At 37.0% G+C, this 21,474-nt stretch carries 13 protein-coding genes; 8 read left to right on the forward strand and 5 right to left on the reverse strand.

Annotated elements, in window-relative coordinates:
- The first annotated feature begins 66 nt into the window (after positions 1-66).
- On the forward strand, positions 67-399 hold the full coding sequence (gene grxD, locus ACFIN0_RS06525) for a Grx4 family monothiol glutaredoxin (RefSeq protein ID WP_375606638.1): 333 nt from the start codon (positions 67-69) through the stop codon (positions 397-399).
- Positions 400-470: 71 nt separating this feature from the next.
- On the forward strand, positions 471-1,727 hold the full coding sequence (locus ACFIN0_RS06530; RefSeq protein ID WP_375702157.1) for a multidrug effflux MFS transporter: 1,257 nt from the start codon (positions 471-473) through the stop codon (positions 1,725-1,727).
- 553 nt (positions 1,728-2,280) lie between these two features.
- On the opposite strand, the gene parC is transcribed toward ACFIN0_RS06530, so the two are convergent.
- Positions 2,281-4,530, reverse strand: a complete 2,250-nt coding sequence (gene parC / locus ACFIN0_RS06535; protein ID WP_375702158.1) for a DNA topoisomerase IV subunit A — start codon at positions 4,528-4,530, stop codon at positions 2,281-2,283.
- A 796-nt stretch (positions 4,531-5,326) separates the two neighbouring features.
- Positions 5,327-7,120, reverse strand: coding sequence for an aspartate--tRNA ligase (gene aspS / locus ACFIN0_RS06540; RefSeq protein WP_375608317.1), 1,794 nt, complete (start codon positions 7,118-7,120; stop codon positions 5,327-5,329).
- A 132-nt stretch (positions 7,121-7,252) separates the two neighbouring features.
- Between aspS and rnd the strand changes: the two genes are divergently transcribed.
- The 3 genes from rnd to ACFIN0_RS06555 all read left to right on the forward strand — a co-directional run bounded on the left by rnd (position 7,253) and on the right by ACFIN0_RS06555 (position 9,240).
- Positions 7,253-8,407, forward strand: coding sequence for a ribonuclease D (gene rnd / locus ACFIN0_RS06545; protein ID WP_375606642.1), 1,155 nt, complete (start codon positions 7,253-7,255; stop codon positions 8,405-8,407).
- A 146-nt stretch (positions 8,408-8,553) separates the two neighbouring features.
- On the forward strand, positions 8,554-8,697 hold the full coding sequence (locus ACFIN0_RS06550; RefSeq protein ID WP_375608318.1) for a hypothetical protein: 144 nt from the start codon (positions 8,554-8,556) through the stop codon (positions 8,695-8,697).
- A gap of 339 nt (positions 8,698-9,036) precedes the next feature.
- The gene (locus tag ACFIN0_RS06555; protein ID WP_375606725.1) at positions 9,037-9,240 is read left to right on the forward strand and encodes a DNA-binding protein; all 204 of its coding nucleotides are present in this window, start codon (positions 9,037-9,039) and stop codon (positions 9,238-9,240) included.
- A gap of 270 nt (positions 9,241-9,510) precedes the next feature.
- Here the strand turns inward: ACFIN0_RS06555 and ppx are convergent, their stop codons facing one another.
- The gene (ppx, locus tag ACFIN0_RS06560; RefSeq protein ID WP_375702159.1) at positions 9,511-11,028 is read right to left on the reverse strand and encodes an exopolyphosphatase; all 1,518 of its coding nucleotides are present in this window, start codon (positions 11,026-11,028) and stop codon (positions 9,511-9,513) included.
- Between the two features lie 6 nt (positions 11,029-11,034).
- Positions 11,035-13,215 carry an RNA degradosome polyphosphate kinase gene (locus ACFIN0_RS06565; protein ID WP_375702160.1) on the reverse strand — a complete coding sequence of 727 codons (2,181 nt, stop codon included), beginning with the start codon at positions 13,213-13,215 and terminating at the stop codon, positions 11,035-11,037.
- A 327-nt stretch (positions 13,216-13,542) separates the two neighbouring features.
- Here ACFIN0_RS06565 and ACFIN0_RS06570 point away from each other — a divergent pair, with 327 nt between their 5' ends.
- Both ACFIN0_RS06570 and ACFIN0_RS06575 read left to right on the forward strand, forming a co-directional pair.
- On the forward strand, positions 13,543-13,791 hold the full coding sequence (locus ACFIN0_RS06570) for a zinc-finger domain-containing protein (protein WP_375606646.1): 249 nt from the start codon (positions 13,543-13,545) through the stop codon (positions 13,789-13,791).
- Between the two features lie 52 nt (positions 13,792-13,843).
- The gene (locus tag ACFIN0_RS06575) at positions 13,844-15,094 is read left to right on the forward strand and encodes an FAD-binding protein (protein WP_375702161.1); all 1,251 of its coding nucleotides are present in this window, start codon (positions 13,844-13,846) and stop codon (positions 15,092-15,094) included.
- A gap of 191 nt (positions 15,095-15,285) precedes the next feature.
- On the opposite strand, the gene dnaE is transcribed toward ACFIN0_RS06575, so the two are convergent.
- Positions 15,286-18,774, reverse strand: coding sequence for a DNA polymerase III subunit alpha (dnaE, locus tag ACFIN0_RS06580; RefSeq protein WP_375610452.1), 3,489 nt, complete (start codon positions 18,772-18,774; stop codon positions 15,286-15,288).
- A 366-nt stretch (positions 18,775-19,140) separates the two neighbouring features.
- Between dnaE and recG the strand changes: the two genes are divergently transcribed.
- Positions 19,141-21,249 carry an ATP-dependent DNA helicase RecG gene (gene recG / locus ACFIN0_RS06585; RefSeq protein WP_375702162.1) on the forward strand — a complete coding sequence of 703 codons (2,109 nt, stop codon included), beginning with the start codon at positions 19,141-19,143 and terminating at the stop codon, positions 21,247-21,249.
- The last annotated feature ends 225 nt before the right edge of the window (positions 21,250-21,474 follow it).

The following is a 21,474-nucleotide window of genomic DNA, read 5'->3' on the forward strand; positions in this document are numbered from 1 at the left end:
TACGATTAAAAACAGTATGAATATAAATTACACACTGATAAAAATCTGAAATATCGAGGGATAAAAATGACCACTGTTCATGATTTTATTGACAACGAGATTAAAACAAACGACGTCATTTTATTCATGAAAGGAACACCTGACGCTCCGCAATGCGGGTTTTCAGGACAAGTTGTTCAGATCCTTGATTATTTAGGATTGAATTATAAAGGGATTAATATCTTAACTTCTAACGAATTGCGTCAAGGGATTAAAGATTACTCAAATTGGCCAACAATTCCACAGCTTTATATCAAAGGTGAATTTATCGGAGGCTGTGATATTGTTAAAGAGATGTTTCAAAACAATGAGTTACAGGAACTTTTGAAAGAAAAAAATATTCCCTGCAATCAATCATAGGTATCTTTCATTTTATTCAGACTCTTAAAAAGAGCTGTTTTCAGACGAAATTTTTATTTCAAGGATGCCATATGTCATATTCACTCAATGAACAAACACATAGTGATGCGATTAGAAAAAAAATTGGCTATAAAGAATTTGTTGTTCTTATTGCTTCTCTCATGGCTATTAACGCTATAGCTGTTGATATTATGCTGCCAGCTATGCCCAACATTTTAGACGGCTTAAATGTTCTTAATGAAAATGATCAACATTATATCATTTCGAGTTATCTTATTAGCTATGGTATTGCTCAAATATTTTTCGGTCCCATAAGCGATCGGTATGGACGACGTAAACTTATCCTTATTGGTCTTGCTTTTTATTCATTTACGGCGATTGGCTGTGCCTTTGTAACTGATTTTTCTCTCTTACTTATTTTGCGTATCTTGCAAGGTATTGGAGGAGCTGCTATGCGGGTTCTTACAGTTTCCGTCGTACGTGATCTTTACAGTGGTCGAAAAATGGCAGAAGTTATGTCTATTGTTATGATGGTTTTTCTTGTTGCACCAATGGTTGGTCCCGCAACAGGACAGGTCATTTTACTACTCGGACATTGGCAACATATTTTTATTTTCATGGCAATGATTGGTTTCGGGCTGATGATTTGGATTCAATTCCGCTTGCCTGAAACACTTCATGAACAACGCCCTCTTTCCTTTTCTTCAGTCAAACACAATTTATGGATTGTTGTGACAAATCGTACAACACTTTGCTATACACTTGCAACTTCTATCATTTTAGGGTGCATTTTTATTGCTGTTAATACATCACAACAAACCTATGAAGGAATTTATAACTTAGGCTTTTGGTTTCCTATCGCATTTGCCATCGGTGCTGCATTTCAGGCTTTCTCATCATTCATGAATTCTCGACTTGTCGGACGTCTTGGAATGAGACGTATTGCTCATACTATGCTTTTGCTCTTTTGTGCCACTTCATGCATTTGGTTTATTGGCTCCATCTTAGCAGGTGGTGTTATCCCTTTTCCTTTTTATATGACGTTATATTGTATATTAATGTTTACCTGTGGTGGCATTATGGCCAATTTCAATACACTTGCTCTCGAATCTGTAGGCGAAATTGCTGGAACAGCATCTTCTGTATCCGGCTTTCTTCAAACATCTATCGGTGCAGGACTTAGCTTTTTTATTGCCCAACAATTTGATGAAACAACCATCCCAAACTCAGCAGGATTTTTCTTTCTGAGCCTCACTGCCATACTTCTTGTTTTATGGGCTGAACGTGGTCATCTTTTTAGGCAATATCATAATAACCCTAACGAATAAAGACTGCTTTATGAGACAATTAATAATATCTCTCTTGAACAATAAGGAAATGCCTATAATATAAAATAGGACACTCTTGTGCTGAACATTCACATGTTTGTTTTAAAAATAAACTTCTCAAATCATTTCACGACAACATTCATGAATGATATAAGGTTAAAAAAACAGTGAACTGTATAAAATCATTGAAAAGCAGTATCTTTACTTAATAAAGACGCAAATCGTCATCATAATACTATTCCCAGTTTCCAAAAATATAATCACTGATTAAAAAACAAACATACCTATTGTTGCAATAGCTCTTATATTTCAAACGGTCTATAAGAAATATTTTTATTCTTTTCTTCAATAGTTTTTATGCACACAATCCCCCCCTCATCTTATGACATGCAAGCAAATATTTTTTACTGATTTAACCTAAACAAGACAAAAATTAAGAAAAAAACTCACACTTTAGGTCTTTCTTTCAATATAAAAGTGATACGTTATCTTTATAAATCAATATATTGCATATCATAAAGTCATACGGCACTTTCCCGTTTATAAAATAAATTTAATTGATAAATTTTCCCGATTTTGGAAATCCCCTTGGAACCAAACGCCCGACGCCCGCACGCGTTCCCATCCATTCAATGAGATCATCAGCTTGGCGGTTAAAGATTCGATCAGCTGTATCTTGCCAACTTAAACCTTCTGATAAATTAAAAGTTTTGGCATCAACAATGCCACCCTCTTTGTAACGCTGTAAACGAACACCTTTACCACGATTCATTTCTGGTATTTGTTCAATAGAAAAAATAAGCATTTTACGGTTTTCACCGACCACAGCAACATGATCACCATTTACCGGAACACAAAGTTTCACCTTATCAGGAGATTTGACATTCATCACTTGCTTTCCTTTTCGTGTATTGGCGATCACTTCTGAAGCAAGGACAATAAAGCCATTTCCATGAGACGAAACCAAGAGCAATTTTCCCTCTGCATGATGCACAAAAGCTGTAAAAATATCGTGCTCATCGTCCATATCAACTAAAAGACGAATAGGTTCACCATGTCCCCGCCCTCCAGGTAAACTATTTGCACCAATAGCAAAAAACTTTCCCCCCGTACTGATCAGCACAATCTTGTCGGTCGTAAATGCTGGAAAGGCTAACTTTAAACTGTCTCCTTCTTTAAAAGAAAGTGCTTTATAATCGTTTAAATGCCCCTTTAAAGCACGCACCCACCCCTTTTCAGAAATAACAATAGTAACTGGTTCTTTTTCGATCATTGCTTGTTGAATATCATCAAGATCATGTCTTGGTGCCTCTTCAAACGTCGTACGTCTTTTCCCCAAGAGTGTTTCAGGACCAAAAGTGTTTCGAACTTTTTTGATTTCTTCTGAAATTATTTTCCACTGTTTTATAGGAGAAGCTAACAAATTCTTTAGCTTTTCTTTTTCAGCTTTCAAACTTTCAAATTCCTTACGAATTTCAAATTCCTCAAGCTTACGTAAAGAGCGCAAGCGCATATTAAGAATAGCTTCTGCTTGATTTTCTGTTAATTCAAAACGACTGATAAGCTGCTTTTTAGGTTCATCCTCTTCACGAATAATCTTAATGACCTCATCGAGATTTAAATAGGCAATAAGATATCCATGGAGAATTTCCAATCGGCTATCAATTTGATCAAGCCGATAATGAGAGCGACGCATAAGCACTTCTTGACGATGTTCAAGCCATTGATGCAAACTTTCTCGCAAAGAAAGGACATTGGGTATTTTTCCCAAAGACAAAACATTCAGATTAAGGGGAAATCTTACTTCAAAGTCAGTCAATTTAAAAAGAGACTCCATAAGGAGCTCCGGATCAACCGACCGATTTTTAGGAACCAGCACGATTCTGATATCTTCTGCTGATTCATCTTGGATATCCTCAAGCATTGGTAATCGCCGAGCAAGCAGTAACTCTGCTGTTTTTTCAATAAGACGTGACTTTTGAATCTGATAGGGAATTTCAGTCACCACAATCACATAAGAACCACGGCTACCAGATTCCTGATGCCAACGTGAACGCAAGCGAAAAAAACCCCGACCAATACGATAAGATTCCTCAATACTCTTTTTAGGCTCAACTAAAATGCCACCAGTTGGAAAATCAGGACCAAGAACGAACTGATTTAATTCCTCATCATGTGCATCGGGATGTGCAATTAAATGGAGCGCCGCATCACAAAGCTCAGCAACATTATGGGGTGGAATAGATGTTGCCATACCAACAGCGATCCCTGATGAACCATTTGCTAAAAGATTAGGAAAAGCCCCAGGCAAAACAACGGGCTCTTCATCTTCCTCATTATAAGTTAAACGAAAATCAATGGCGTTTTCATTAATACCTTCAAGCAACAATGCTGCCACTTCAGTCATCCGTGCTTCCGTATAACGCATGGCAGCAGCATTATCACCATCAATATTGCCAAAATTGCCTTGTCCATCAACCAACGGATAACGAACTGCAAAACTTTGAGCCAAGCGCACCAAAGCATCATAAATAGATGCATCCCCATGAGGATGAAATTTTCCCATGACATCACCGACAATCCGCGCACATTTCGCATAAGACTGTCCAGGATTTAGTTTGAGAAGCCGCATCGCGTGAACAATCCGCCGATGGACAGGCTTCAATCCATCACGCACATCAGGCAATGCACGGTGCGTAATCGTAGAAAGCGCATAAGCCAAATAACGTTCCTGTAAAGCAGAACGTAATTCTATTGGCTCAATATGTTCTTTATCAAAAGGTAAATTCATTTTATCAGACATAATATTAGAACAAAAGTTCCCACAATAATAAAAAGTTATTTTATAGGATTTATTTAAAACAACCCTTTATGAGTCGACTTTTTTATTAAAAGTCAACGACATAAAAATAAGTGCTGCAATTAAAACATGAACAGAAAATTATATCAATTTGAAAAATTTATACATGTTCTTCCCTCTTGTCCTAAGCAGTATATGAAAATACTTCATACATTATCGAAAACTTTTTAAATATCCTCTTTAAGTGATAAATAACAAAGAAAGTAAATCATTTTTTCAGTGTTAAATAGAGAAACTGACATTTTCAAAATAAATAATATATTGATATATAAAGATAATTCATTTTTTTACAACTTAAATGAAACTCCAGAATATTGTAGAATTCTCTCATTTCTTACAATCAATCAATCACAAACATTTCCCCGCTGATCATAAGCGGAAAAGCGTCTATATGAAGAAAGGAAGAAAAATACCTCTTATAAACCATTTGCTTACAAGAACTATCAATATATTGAAATCTAGAAAGTAAAACGGTGATTATTAGTAAAGATAGTGCTACACAATGATTTTTATATCACTCATGAGGCTTTTATAGTTATACCTTTCATACGAAAAAGCATCGTAAAACACAATTGCAGCATTGAGAGATATTTTTTTAAAAATAATACCCTCATAAAAAATCAAAACAACAGCATTTTTTGTTTATCTCAATTTTTACAAATAGTACACACACTGACCCCATAGAGAAGCATCAACGCTTCACTTTATGTAGAAAGATGACAACAATCCACAACCAACTTTATGAACTATTTTTATGAGTAGGAGCCATGCGGATTCCTAAATCACGTAATTGTGTAGGAGAAACCTCAGACGGAGCACTCATCAAAAGATCAAGTGCTTGTTGATTCATAGGGAATAAAGCAACTTCACGCAAATTTTTAACACCTTGCAACAGCATAATGATGCGGTCGATTCCCGCAGCCATGCCACCATGTGGCGGAGCCCCATAATGGAATGCACGATAAAGACCACCGAAACGATCTTTCACAACTTCCTTAGAAAGTCCTACAAGTTCAAAAACTTTAAGCATCATTTCTGGTAAGTGATTACGAATTCCACCTGATGCAATTTCATAACCATTGCAAACAAGATCATATTGAAAAGCTTTAATAGTAAGAGGATCTTGACAGGCAAGGGCATTTTCTCCCCCTTGAGGCATGGAAAAAGGATTATGTCCAAAATCAATCTTTTTTTCATCTTCATTCCATTCAAAAAATGGAAAATCAACAATCCACGCCAAAGAGAAACTATCTCTATCAAGAAGATCTAATTCTTCCCCTACCTTTGTGCGTGCTGCTCCAGCAAAAGATGCGAATTTTTTAGGGTCTCCAGCTACAAAAAAACAGGCATCCCCACTTTCAAGCCCAAGCTGTATACGGATTGCTTCAGTCCTCTGTTCACCAATATTTTTGGCGATAGGCCCTGCTCCTTCAAATTTTCCTTCTTCTTCACGCCAGAAAATATAGCCAAGTCCTGGTTGCCCCTCGCCTTGTGCCCATACATTCATACGATCACAAAAAGCACGACTTCCACCCGTTTTAGCTGGAATAGCCCACACTTGTGCATTCTCATCATTCGCTAAAATTTGAGCAAAGACTTTGAAACCAGAATTATAAAAATGCTGAGAAACATCTTCCATAATGATCGGATTACGCAAGTCAGGCTTATCAGAACCATATTTTCGCATTGCTTCATCATAAGAAATGCGAGGAAAGCTTTGTGTCACAGTTTTTCCATCCGCAAATTCTTCAAAAATAGAACGCATAATAGGTTCCATAGTTGCTAAAACATCTTCTTGCTCAACAAAACTCATTTCAACATCTAATTGATAAAATTCACCAGGAAGACGGTCGGCCCTTGGATCTTCATCTCTAAAACATGGAGCAATCTGAAAATAACGATCAAAACCTGACATCATCAACAATTGTTTATATTGCTGTGGCGCTTGCGGTAACGCATAAAATTTTCCCTGATGAACACGACTTGGAACTAAAAAATCACGCGCCCCTTCCGGCGATGAAGCTGTCAAAAGTGGCGTCGTAAATTCCGTAAAACCATTATTTTGCATAGCCCGTCTCATAGCTGCAATAATTTCAGTCCGACGCATGATATTTTTGTGCATAGTCTCCCGACGCAAATCAAGAAAACGATATTTTAATCGAATATCTTCTGGATAATCAGGCTCACCAAAAACCGGTAAAGGAAGCTCATCAGATTTTGAAAGAATTTCTACCTCTTGTGCAAAAATTTCAATCTCACCTGTTGGAAGCGTTGCATTAATAACCTCATCAGAACGAGCACATACCTCCCCATCCACACGAATAACCCATTCAGAACGCACTTTTTCAATAACTTTAAAAGCTGGTGAAGCAGGGTCAGCAACAATTTGTGTGATTCCAAAATGATCACGTAAATCCACAAAAAGAATCCCTCCATGATCACGAACACGATGAACCCATCCTGAAAGACGAACTTGTGTTCCTACATCACATCTACGAAGAGCCGCACAATGATGACTGCGATAACGGTGCATGTTTTTTGCCTTTGATTATAATATTCACATGCGCTACAAACGCTTTTTAATAACCATTTGTCAAGATATGAGAATAAAAACTCAGAAATAAAGTCAATAAAGCACAAATTTAATTTATCGAATTATAATAAAATGATGAATCTTATTACAAAAACAACAGATCTTAAAATTGCACTTAACGCTCTACGTACCTCTGATTTTGTAACTGTCGATACTGAGTTTATCCGCGAAACAACTTTTTGGCCTCAACTGTGTTTAATCCAGCTCGCATCACCAGATGTCACAGTTTTGATTGATCCCATAGCACCAGATATTGATTTACAACCATTTTTTGACCTTATGGTCGATAAAAAAGTTGTAAAAGTTTTTCATGCTGCGCGCCAAGATATTGAAACAATTTATCACCTTGGAGGTGTTATTCCTTCCCCTCTCTTTGATACGCAAATAGCAGGATCAATTTGTGGATTTGGTGATTCTATCTCCTATGATCAAATTGTACAACGCTGTACAGGGCATCATCTTGATAAATCCTCCCGCTTTACAGACTGGAGTTGCCGACCTTTATCTGAAAAACAACTGCTCTACGCACTTGCTGATGTAACTTACTTAAGAGATGTTTACCTGTTATTGAAAAAACGGTTAGAAAAAAATCAACGTGCTCACTGGATGGATGATGAAATAACAATCCTTTTAAATCCTAAAACCTATGACATGCCGGAAGATGAAGCGTGGAAAAAAGTGAAAGGACAAATTAAAAAGCCACGTGAACTTGCTGTATTACAAAAGATAGCAGCTTGGCGTGAACGTGAAGCACGAAAATACAATATGCCACGTCGTCATATTATAAAAGATGAATGTCTTATAGAAATAGCAATCCAACAACCAAAAGATGAATCTGCATTAAAACGGTTGCGCAGTCTTAATAAGAATTGGGATAAATTCTCAATTGCTCAATCATTAATCAAAGCTGTCCACGAAGGATTAGAGGTGGATCTTTCCACTTTACCCCCCATTCCTAAACATAATCCACTCAATGATACGACAGCCGCTGTTATCGATCTGCTCAAAGTGTTATTAAAAATTGTTGCAAATGAAAACAGCATTGCCCCTAAAATTATTGCAACATCTAATGATTTAGAAAAAATTGCCAATGGAGGAATAAAGAAAAATATTCCCGCTATGAATGGCTGGCGCTATGAAATATTTGGTCAAAAAGCCGAACAACTGCTAAAGGGCCAGATAGGTTTTTACTTTCACGATGGGAAAATAAGCACAAAACAGCTTTAATTTACATTTACATTTTTATTTTAAAAAATCCATTACGCTACTCATTATCTACATCAATTGGTATGCCCTATAGGCCAATGCAAACAGGATAAATAAAGCCTACTTCTGATAAAGTTAAAAAATTAAATAGTGAACTCTTATTAAAAATGACAGCTAAATCTTTATCAGGTCAATCAAATAGCAATCCTATTAAAAATAATCTAAAAAAACAGACCGCTCCTTATTTAAAAGCTTTAAAAAGAAAAAGCTCTGATAATAAAAGCGCATTCATTACAAAAATAGCAGCCTAGCAATAGAAAAAAACAAAGATATAATGCCTCACGTCACCATATCGTATAAAAAAACTACCGAGATTGCAATCTAACAATCAAAAACGAGCCAGCATCTAAAATACCTAACAAAGGCAATATATTGATTTATAAAGATAATCTAGCGTTATTTATATTGAATTAGAACTCCGAATATCGTAGGATTCTCTCATTTTATCTCAATAAGAATCATAAAGTATCACATAAGAAATTATATGATAAAGCGCTGTTTTTTATAGATTAAGCATCTTACAAAGAATTCAAAAATATGATTAATAAATAGTTATGATTTGTTTCTATTTTTTATAGTGAAAGGATTTTATAAAGTCAGAAAATGATATTCTTTTGCCAAACCGTGAAAGTGCAAAATTACTTCATATAAGTGGTTCAACATTGCGGCGTCATGTAACCAATGGATCTCTCCAAAAATCTTTAAAATTTGTTTTTTTATCGCGTTGGCTACAATCAAATCTTATCAATATAATCAAGAAAGCTAAACAGAAACGTTATAACGACGCAGCATAAAAAGAAAACCTTGTCACGTAAAGACGGACAAGGCTTTTATTTTTACATGAAGCTTATGAAATGCAAATCACATCCTGTGACGCAAATAACAGAATAAAAAATTATATTTTCTTTTATGAATGCTCAGGGCATTAAAAATGCCTTGCGTAGAGTCTGGATCAGGCATTATGAAACAACCAGTTGTTCAGCTCATGATGACAGGCTACCTAGCTTATCCCTCGTCAATGGCTTTATTATAAGACATAAAACACGAATAAATTAGGAAAAAAATCAAAAAACTTCAAAAGCGAGAGGTTGTTTTATTATTGTTGATAACTTCTTTAATCGTCCAAGAGGACGTTCTCCTAATAATCCAGCGTAATTCTTTGGGATCTGCAAGATAATATGATCTGCTTTTTTATGCCACAATAAATGAGGTAAAATTCCTGCAACAGAAGCACTAAAAAGATGAGCAAGACGCATAGTTTCACCGAGAATACGTGCTTTATCAATTATATTTTGAGTTGCTAATTGAAAAATGGGAAGAGATTCTTTATCAACCAATAAACTCGTATTGCGAAAAAAAACAGAAAGCGCCGCATAAAGGCGCCCTTCATGAGAAATTCCTGGATAAGATCCTAAAGCTATTTGATTTGCTGCTTCATTGCCTCGATAATCTGGATGTATACGCCAACCAATATCCGCAAGAAGACAAGCGGCTTGACGATAACGGCATTCATTTTCAGTTTCTGAAATTCCAAAAACTTCAAAAGCATTCGTCGTAAAATCAATGAGTTCTTCTGCTTGTTTTGGTGAACGTGCCCGTAAAATAGCCATTTCTGTGCATGCTGCAATGAGAGGATCAGAAAGTCGAATCGCCTGCGGCAATCGTGAATAAAGAAAACCTTCACGAACGCCAGCACCAGAAAAGATTATCTTTTCAAACTCCATACACTGAATGAGTTCAATAAGAACTATTGCCCCATAAGATAAAAGTTTTCGACGGTTCTGAGAAACCGCTGCAATCCCTCTCATATTATCAATATTGCCACGTGCTACAAGACGTAAAAAGTTCTCCATTTCAACAGCATCAACTTCATAGCCATGCATAACAGGAAGCCGATAGTGTTTCATTGCCATATGGAGTTTTGCCAAATTACGCCATGTCCCCCCTACTGCATAAAAATAACGTGCTATACCTTTACGAGCACGAACAACAGACGATTTATAAAATTGCTCATGTACAATTTTTGTAGCTACAGCACTATCATTATTTGATATATACTGTAGCCTTAAACCACCCAATGGGAGCGTTATCCCTTCACCAACATCAGAATGATCAATATCAATCAGCTCAAGACTTCCACCACCAAGATCCCCAGAAATACCTTTTGGTTGATAAAAGGTAGACACAACTCCATAGGCTGAATACATAGCTTCTTCACTTCCTGAAAGAAGATATATTTTATTTTGCAAAATATCTTCAGCATGCTGAATAAATGCTACGCCATTCTGTGCATCTCGTGCTGCTGCTGTTGCTAAAGTATAGACCTCATCTGCCCCAATCTGTCGACAAAGCGTACGAAACCGTTTCAGTGTTTGCAACGCCATCTTCATCGATTTTTCTTCTAAAAATCCCGTTTTCGCCACACCATGACCGAGACCACAAAGAATCTTTTCATTAAATAAAACCGTTGGTGATCGAACAAGCCCCTCATAAATAACCAACCGAACAGAATTTGAGCCAATATCAATAACAGCAACAGGCTTACGCCCTTTTAACCGACCTTGAGCATCTCTATATGTCATTGGATTTTAGTCTTTATGTATTTCGGCTTGTTGCCGATGCAACGCAACCAAGCGCGAAACAGAAGACTCAAAAGACTCATTTTCCCCCGCAAAACTTGTATTGGCCATAAAATACTCCTGCGCATTAAATAGACTTTCACCTCTCTGCGGTGTAATACGTTTTGATGTTCCATCCTTAAGTATATCAAAGCTTTGTTGATTATCAATGATATTAGCTAACATAATCTGTAAAAGAATTTTTTGACGCACTATTTTATTAAAAATTGGAACCAATATTTCAATACGATAGTCCAAATTACGAGGCATCATATCAGCAGAGCCTAAGTAAACGAGTGCATTTTCATTAGGCAAATCTTGACCATTCCCAAAACAAAAAATGCGACTATGTTCAAGAAAACGCCCGACGATTGATTTTACACGAATATTATCCGAAATTCCTAGAATACCAGGACGTAAACAACATATCCCCCGCACAACCAAATCAATTTGCACCCCTGCTTGACTGGCACGATATAAAGCATCAATAATTTCAGGATCAACCAATGCATTAACTTTCATCCAAATAGCAGCAAATCTTCCCTGTTGTGCATGAACAATTTCTCCCTCAATATGCTCTAAGATACGACCACGCAATGTTAAGGGTGAAAAAGCAATCTTTATTGTTTCATTTGGACGCTCATATTGCGCAATATAATTGAACAATAACGCAACATCATGAGCAATAACATCATCCGTGGAAAAAAAAGAAAGATCGGTATAAGTTTTAGCGTTAATGGGATGGTAGTTTCCTGTTCCAAGATGAACATAAGAGCGAAGACGTTTTCCCTCACGTCTCACAACCAATGACATCTTAGCATGTGTTTTTAATGCAATAAAACCAAAAATAACTTGAACCCCAGCACATTCAAGATCCCGGGCCCAACGAATATTTGCTTCCTCATCAAAACGTGCTTTAAGTTCTACCAAAGCAGTCACAGACTTTCCCTGTTCAGCTGCTTCAATCAAAGCGCCAACAATTGGACTATCATTTGATGTACGATAAAGTGTTTGTTTTATTTCTACAACATCAGGATCGCAAGCAGCTTGACGTAAAAATTGGACAACAACATCAAATGTCTCATAGGGGTGATGAATCACAATATCATTTTCACGAATAGCTGCAAAACAATCCCCATGATGTTCACGAATACATTTCGGAACACGAGAAATATAAGGAATAAATTTGAGATCATCACGGGGAATAGAAACAATCTCTGATACCATATTAAGCGCCAAAAATCCATCAAGAACATTAATACAATGATCAGGAACAGCAAGACTATTCGCTATAAATTGGCGTAAACTCTCTGGCATTTTTGCGTCAAATTCAATTCGAATAACCTGTCCACGGCGCCGCCTTTTAAGAGCAGTTTCAAAAAAATGAACAAGATCTTCAGCTTCCTCTTCTACTTCAATATCACTATCTCGGATTATTCTAAATGTACCAATTCCTTTAATCTCATAGTTAGGAAATACATGTTTAATAAAAAGGCAAATAACATCTTCAGATGCGATAAAACGAAAATGATTACCTTCTTGAGGAAGAAGAATGAAACGCCTTAAAAGCATTGAAATAGACAACAACACTGTGTGTGAATTCTGATCAGCTTCTCCAGACAATTGAAGCCCAATAGAAAGCCCTAAATTAGGAATAAATGGAAAAGGATGAGTAGAATCAACAGGCAAAGGTTTTAAAACAGGAAAAATTGTCTCAAGAAAATATTTTTCAAGCCATGATTTTTCAATTTCTGAAAGATCATCAGAACAAATAATTTCAATATCATTCTTTTTTAATTCATCACGTAAAACATTCAATTCTCGTAGTTGGTGAGCCTGCAGCTTTGAAATCTCAGCGAGCACAATATCAAGTTGTTCCTGTGGAGTGTGCCCATCTGCACTGCACGCTGTAACGCGAGCACGAATTTGAGCTGCTAGTCCTGCAACACGAACCATAAAAAACTCATCAAGATTTGCAGCTGAAATAGAAAGAAATTGTAGACGTTCTAATAAAGGATGTTTCGAATTAGCTGCTTCCATCAAAACACGATTATTAAATTGTAGCCATGAAAACTCTCGATTAATAAACCGTACCGGATTTTTCATTGTTATATTTGATATAGAAATTTTATCTTTCACCCTCTTTTCCATATATTCTAACTAAGCTTCTTTTATATTTTCTAAAATCCTTGACGAAATATCTCACATAATATTTTATAATATGTTATCATCATAATAATACATCAATGCCCCATTTTTCTTGTCATGTTTCCATTTAATATTTTAAAATACTTGGAACGAGGTTCTATGCGCAAAGCGCTAAAAGTAAGACAACTATTCTGATTATAGCATAAAAGAGGAGTAGTTTGTCTTAAAAAGCATCTTGCATTATGATACGCTTTATTACAAACTCACACTTATAAAATAGAAGAGCCTTATCATAACTAATGAGACAATTTATTCTGGAGTTTGTACGCCATGGCTGATCACAATATTCCCCATTTTCAAAATGACCTTGGATATAAAACAATCGAAATTGGTGTGAAAGAGTTTATGTGTGTAGGCGCGACACAACCATTCGATCACCCTCATATTTTTATTGATATGGGCGCTGCTGATGAGAAAATTTGCCCTTACTGCTCAACCCTTTATCGTTATGTTCCCTCGTTATCGTACGATCAAACAAACCCAACAGGATGTTTATATCATCCAGACAAGCTATTATAATGTGTTCTAGGGCTTTCTTAAATAACTACTCTTTTAATTCTGCTTGTTTAATATGAAATCGTTTGTAGAACAATCACCCATCATCGTTGGAGGAGGAATCGCTGGTTTAAGCACCGCTTTAGCACTCGCTCATAAAGGAATTGCAAGCATCATTATTGAAAAGTGTAAAAAACTTGAAACGATAGGCGCTGGTATTCAACTGACACCAAATGCAACATCTATTCTTGCTCGCTGGGAACTTCTTAACAAACTCACTGAAGTTGCGACAATCCCACATTTTCTTGAGTTAAAAGATGGAATATCTTTAAAAATACGTCTACGTTCTCATCTTATCACTCTAACAGAAAAATACTGGAAAGCCCCTTATATGACGATTCACCGCGCGGCTTTACAAAAAATTTTATATAATGCAGTGATTGAAAATCCTTTGATCAAATACAAAGCAGGCGAAACGATTGTATCTTCTACCCAATCGGCAACCAACATTAAAATAACCACAATAAAAACAGATACAGCAACACAACAACAGCTTTATTCAACCCCTCTCCTGATCGGATGTGATGGCGTTTGGTCAACACTACGGCAACAATTTCCTTTTCATGAAAGAGCAAATTTTAGTGGTTTTATTGCTTGGCGAGCAACAACAGTACTTGATAATCTTCCTCAAGACTTTCGTTCTTCATTGCAAAATATGAAGACAATTACGGCTTGGATGGGGCCTCAAAATCATCTTGTTGTTTATCCCATTAAATCGTCAGAAAAAATTGTAAATTTTGTCGCTATTACACATGGGGATAATTCAAAAGAGGGATGGGCCTATAAAGGAGATAAAGAAAAACTTAAATCTCTTTTTAAAGCTTGGAATTCAAAAATCTTACAAATCTTTGATCATATTGATGAATGGAGATATTGGCCACTCTTTCAGATGAAACAAAATCGTTTTCTAGGCCTAGAGAGACAAGTGTTTGTTGGCGATTGTGCGCATGCAGCCTTACCTTTTGCAGCACAAGGTGCCGCTATGGCAATCGAAGATGCTGCTACATTAGCAGAAGTACTTTCATTGAAAAATCTTTCATTAATGAAAGCACTTTCGCTTTACGAAAAAACACGTACCACCCGTATTGCAGCAGTAAAAAAACGCGGAGATTTCAATAGATTAACCTATCATGCAACGGGGCCCATAGCAATTGCACGTAATCTCATGATGAAAATTCGTACACCAGAGAGTATTATGTCAAATCTCAATTGGCTTTATATGTATGATGCGATGAATTCTATAAAAAATCGTGATAAAAACTTATAAAATTCTTCCCGTACTTTGAATATTATGAAAGAAAGAGATTTTTTGATTCTATGACACTAAAAAAATATCATAATTTACTCAAATAAAAGCAATATTTTTCTAAACCTACAATCCGATTTTAAAAGCTCAATTTTTAACTCTCCTAAAAGCAAAAACACCACTCAAAATCAGCTCCCATCTTTAATCTTTCTTTAACTCAACTCTACATCAACAACACCCTGAATTAATTTCATAGCATTTGCGACATGTGAATTTACCTTATATCGCTTAGGAAGCGCAATTTCAACTTCTCGCAATCCATCCTCTTGAATTAAAATAAGTCCAACCTCTCCATTTCCCCCAAGATTTAAATTTTGTTCAATTTGTGGAAGCATATCAACTGTTTTTATAAAAAGACGCATCATTTTATGCTGCTGTAACGCTTCTTTTTCCAAAGACTGAATTGTCTCAATTCGCAAACTAACTCCTTCAGAGCGATTTTCTGCGCTCACCGTAATAATAAAAGATTTTCCGGGTTCTAGCATCTCTTCATAATCCGAGAGTGCCTCAGAAAAGAGAACTGCTTCATATTGTCCACTTGTATCAGAAAAATGAATAATTCCCATTTTTTTACCAGATTTTGTTTTGCGCACGTTTTTTGCCACAACAGTTCCAGCAAGCCGTGCAGCCGTTGCTCCTCCTTTAACGGCATTGGAAAAATTACCCCAAGTCTGAACGCGTTTTTTAGCGAGAATGGCTTGATACTCATCCAATGGATGAGCTGAAAAGTAAAAACCTATAGCTTGAAATTCTCGATAAAGTTTTTCAGCCAACAACCAAGGGGTCGTTTGCGATAAAATCAAGGGCTCTTTTAATCCGCCTGCCATTCCAAATATGTCAACCTGCCCGCTAGAATTGTCATCGAGAATACGAAGCGCTCGCGCATGAAGGGTTCCAAGATTCGCTAATAAAACTTCGCGTGCAATGTTAAAACAATCAAAAGCGCCAGCACAAACTAAACTTTCCATCGCACGCTTATTAACAATACGAGGATCAACACGCGCACAAAAATCTTCCAAATCCTTAAAAATCTCATTTCCACGACAAGTGACAATATGATCTACAACCGTTTCTCCCACACCTTTAATGGCCGCAAGAGAATAATAAATACAGTTATCACCAACCTCAAAAATACGATGAGATGTTTGTATAGAAGGTGCAATAACTTCAATACCCAGCCTTAACGCTTCACGCCGAAAATCATTGAGCTTATCGGTATTCGTCATATCATACGTCATTGAAGCAGCTAAAAACTCAACGGGATAATTGGCTTTCATATACGCTGTTTGATAAGAAACAATCGCATAAGCAGCAGCGTGTGATTTATTAAAACCGTAATCGGCAAATTTTGCTAAAAGATCAAATATAATATCAGCTTGCTCTTTATCAACACCACCAGCAACAGCACCATTGACAAAACGCGTACGCTGTTTTTGCATTTCTGCATGAATTTTTTTCCCCATAGCGCGCCGTAATAAATCAGCTTCTCCAAGCGAGTAACCAGCCAGCACCTGAGCAATCTGCATCACCTGTTCTTGATAGACTATAACACCTTGTGTTTCTTTAATCAGATGATCTATTTTAGGATGAATAGAAGCTATCTCCTCTTCCCCGTGTTTACGTGCATTATAGGTTGGTATATTCTCCATTGGACCAGGACGATAAAGCGCAACCAGCGCAATAATATCTTCAATACGGTCTGGCTTCATTCCAATCAGCGCCTTGCGCATACCAGAACTTTCCACCTGAAACACACCAACCGTTTCACCACATGCCATTATAGCGTAGGTTGCTTCATCATTTAGAGGGATATTTGATAAATCTATTTTGATCTTCTTTCTGGCAACAAAATCAACAGCCATTTTCAAAACAGTCAGTGTTTTTAGTCCAAGAAAATCAAATTTTACCAACCCTGCCTGTTCTACATATTTCATGTTAAATTGTGTAACAGGCATATCAGAACGAGGATCACGATACATCGGGACAAGCTCCCAAAGCGGCCGATCTCCGATAACAATCCCAGCAGCATGCGTTGAAGCGTGACGATAAAGCCCTTCCAACTGAAGTGCTATATCTAATGCGCGTCCAATGACGGGATCTTTTTTCTTTTCCTCTTCAAATTTAGGTTCATCCTTAATAGCATCCGCTAATTCTACCTGACTTCCTGGGGTGGCAGGAATTAATTTTGTAAGATAATCCACCTGACGATAAGGAACTTCTAAAACACGCCCCACATCACGCAAAACTGCACGTGCCTGTAACTTACCAAAGGTAATAATTTGAGCAACTTGATCACGTCCATATTTTTTTTGAACATATTGAATAACTTCTTCACGCCGCTCTTGACAAAAATCGATATCAAAATCTGGCATCGAAACACGATCTGGATTGAGAAAACGTTCAAAAAGAAGGGAAAAACGCAATGGATCAACATCGGTAATCGTTAATGCATAAGCAACAAGTGAACCAGCACCAGATCCCCGCCCTGGACCAACAGGAATATCATGAATCTTCGCCCATTTTATGAAATCTGAAACGATAAGAAAATATCCAGAAAATTGCATACGCGTAATAACTGAAATCTCATAATCTAATCGCTGCTCATAATCTGCAATCGTATACCCTTCAGCCAATCCAATTGTTTCAAGGCGCATCTTCAAACCAGCTTTAGCTTGATTTAACAATTCACTATCTTCTGCTTCTAAAGTATTTTCTGAATTAGAAGATTGTTCTATAAAACGAGGCAATATCGGTTTTCGAAGAGGCGTAGCAATATGACAACGCAATGCAATTTCAACACTATTTTCCAAAGCTTCTGGAAGATCAGAAAACAGCGCAACCATTTCATCTTGTGACTTCAAGTAATGATCTGGCGTCACCCGTTTGCGGTCTGGATTAGAGACGATTTGTCCTTCTGAAACAGCCATCAACGCATCATGCGCTTCATACCCCTCTCTCTTCAGAAAAAAGGCTTCATTCGTTGCAACAAGAGGAATTTCATGTGTATAAGCCAATTCAATAAGATCTGCTTCTACTCTTCGGTCATAAGAGCCATGTCGCTGTAATTCCACATAAAGACGATCAGAAAAAATTTTTTTTAAATAAATTAAGCGCTCAACAGCGCGTTCTTTTTTTTCTTCTAACAAAGAACGATTAATAGGTCCTCCCTTTCCACCCGTTAAAGCGATTATACCTTCACTGTGTTCTGACAACCAATCAGCTTTAATATGAGGAGGATCAGTATCACATTTATCAAGATAAGCACGGCTTACAAGACGAACCAAATGAGCATAACCGGTTTCGCTAGAAGCGAACAGAACAATAGAGCAGAAATCAGAAGCATTACGTCCTTTAACCAAATGTGAATGATCATTTTCATCACAAAAATCAACGGTAAGCTGACAACCAATAATGGGTTGAACCCCATGAGAAAGACAATACTGCGAAAACTCCAAAGCACCAAATAAATTATTGGTATCGGTAATAGCAACCGCTGGAGCATGATCTACAATCGTCTGTTGAATAATTTGTGGGATTTTTAAAGCTCCTTCGAGCAAGGAATAAGCTGAATGCACTCTCAAATGAATAAAGCGAGGAAGAGAATTTTTGTACTCTTGCATTTTATTTTTATCTTTAACCACTCTCACAATTTCCTACTATAAACTAAATGCCAAACAGCCCCCTTAAAGAAAAAAATTCAGGCTAGCATAACTTTAAAGCTATAAATTTTATCATCTCACATAGAAAAAATACCCTAATTTTATTGATATTTATAAGAGAGTTCTATCAAGAAAGTGCCTCTATTCACAGCAAATAAACGCCTAAAATAAAAAGAAGCAAAATATGCCATAAGTACTTTCATTTTTTTATTTTATTTCTCTTTTAAAGATAATTTCTCTTTTTACAACGCAATGTGTAAATAAAATATCATCTTCTTTAATGACTTTATCCCCAAAAAGCTCTTCTAAAGGTCTAGAAAAAACAAAAAGAGCAGGTTAAATTTTCTCATGCCTCCAAGTCTTCTTGCCCCTCTTTTCAACTCTATTCAAACCCTTTCTGGTATTACACCTAAAGTCTATGGCTTACTGACCAAACTCTTAAATGTTAATCCTACACAACGGGAAGCAACCCTTATTGATCTCCTTCAATTAATGCCCCATTCCGTTATAGACCGCAGAATGCGTCCTAGTATTGCTTGTGCAAAAGAAGGAGATACTGTGACGCTTGAAATTATCATTGATCAACATCAACCACCACCCCGTGGTCATAACCGAATTCCCTATCGTGTTATTGCGCATGATCAAACAGGAAAAATAAATTTAGTCTTTTTTCATGCTCAACCTCTTTGGCTAAAAAAACAACTTCCCGAAGGCAAAAAAGTCATTGTATCCGGAAGAGTTGAATGGTTTAATGGGCAGCTTTCAATGGCGCATCCAGACTATATTGCCCCAAGCGAACAATCAAATCAGATACCTCTCATCGAACCGATTTATCCATCTACTGCAGGACTAGCGGCCAAGACACTAAGACGCGCCATACAAAACGCTCTTGATTTTATTCCTCTTCTACCAGAATGGATAGACGAAAATATAAAAAAGCAGCAAAATTTTCCTTCTTTTTCTGTTGCTTTACGCCGCATCCATGCGCCCATTAACCCCGATGATCTATCCTTAGAAAGTACAGCACGCAAACGCCTTGCCTATGATGAATTGTTTGCTTGTCAATTGGCGCTAGGACTCGTGCGTTTGAAAACTAAATCTCTTGTTGGCACTTCTCGACCAGCAACAGGAATTTATACTAACAAATTGCTCAATATCCTCCCCTTTCAACTCACAACCGGACAAAAAAAAGCAGTAGAAGATATCGCAAATGATCTTGCTTCACCAGAACCGATGCTAAGACTACTCCAAGGTGATGTAGGCGCAGGAAAAACTGTCGTTGCATTAATGGCAATGGCACAAATTTCTGAAAATTCAGGACAATCAGCTTTAATGGCACCAACCGAAGTGCTTGCCAGGCAACATTTTTCCACTATTGCCCCTCTTGCCGAAAAAATCGGATTACAAACAACGCTTTTAACAGGACGAGAAAAAGGAAAATTGCGGACAAATATCTTAAATGATATTCTGTCAGGTCAAGTTTCTATTGTTATCGGAACTCATGCTCTCATACAAAACAGCGTTACTTATAATAATCTCGCTTTAACCATTATCGATGAACAACACCGTTTTGGTGTCCATCAACGTATCGCTCTTACAGAAAAAGGCAATAAAGCTGATATGCTGGTTATGACCGCCACGCCCATTCCGCGCACACTTGTCTTAACAGCTTTTGGTGATATGGATGTCTCTAAAATTACAGAAAAACCAATTGGGCGACAACCCATTACAACAGCAACCCTTTCTTTAAAACGTCTTCATGAGCTTATAGCGAGAATCGCAATTGCATTAGAAAAAGGAGAAAAGCTCTATTGGATTTGTCCTTTAGTGGAGGAATCGACAGCTCTTGATCTCACTTCAATTGAAAACCGCTTTGCATTTCTTCATGAGCGCTTTGGAGCACACGTTGGTATGATCCATGGAAAAATGTCTACAGCGGAAAAAGAAGCCGCTATGGCATCTTTTAAATGTGGAAATACACGTATTTTAGTTGCAACCACCGTCATTGAAGTGGGAGTAGATATTCCAGATGCTTCGATCATTGTCATCGAACACGCGGAACATTTTGGTCTTTCTCAATTGCACCAATTACGTGGACGTGTAGGACGAGGCAATAAAAAATCTTCCTGCATTTTGCTCTATAAAGATCCACTGACTAAAACAGCAGCAACACGCCTTAATATTATCCGCAATACAGAAGATGGTTTTGAAATTGCTGAAGAAGATTGGCGCCTACGAGGCGAAGGAGAACTTTTAGGTACAAAACAATCCGGAGTCCCTGAATTTCATATAGCAAACCTTGCAGTTCATAGCGATCTTTTGTCAATGGCAAGAAAAGATGCTCGTTTATTTTTACAACGCGATCCTCATCTTTCTTCTGAGCAAGGACAAGCTTTACGGTTGCTCCTTTATCTTTTCGGACACAATGACGCTACACGCCTCTTACGAGCAGGATAACAAAAACCCTCTAATAAAAAACTTAACTACCTCTCTGCTCAAATATGGTTTTTTCTCTTAGAATTACCCATAAATGATCTACGCAGTCTCTTACCATCTTTATGCTTCATGAACGAATAATAAATCAACAGCACTATCTTCTCTCTCAATCTGAATTATTCTTGTATTAAAACAGTAGAAGCAATATTGCGTCTTTTTTTACTATTATATTCACATAACTGATCT

The sequence above is a fragment of the Bartonella sp. AA89HNZF genome, assembly GCF_042196905.1.
Taxonomy (GTDB): Bacteria; Pseudomonadota; Alphaproteobacteria; order Rhizobiales; family Rhizobiaceae; genus Bartonella.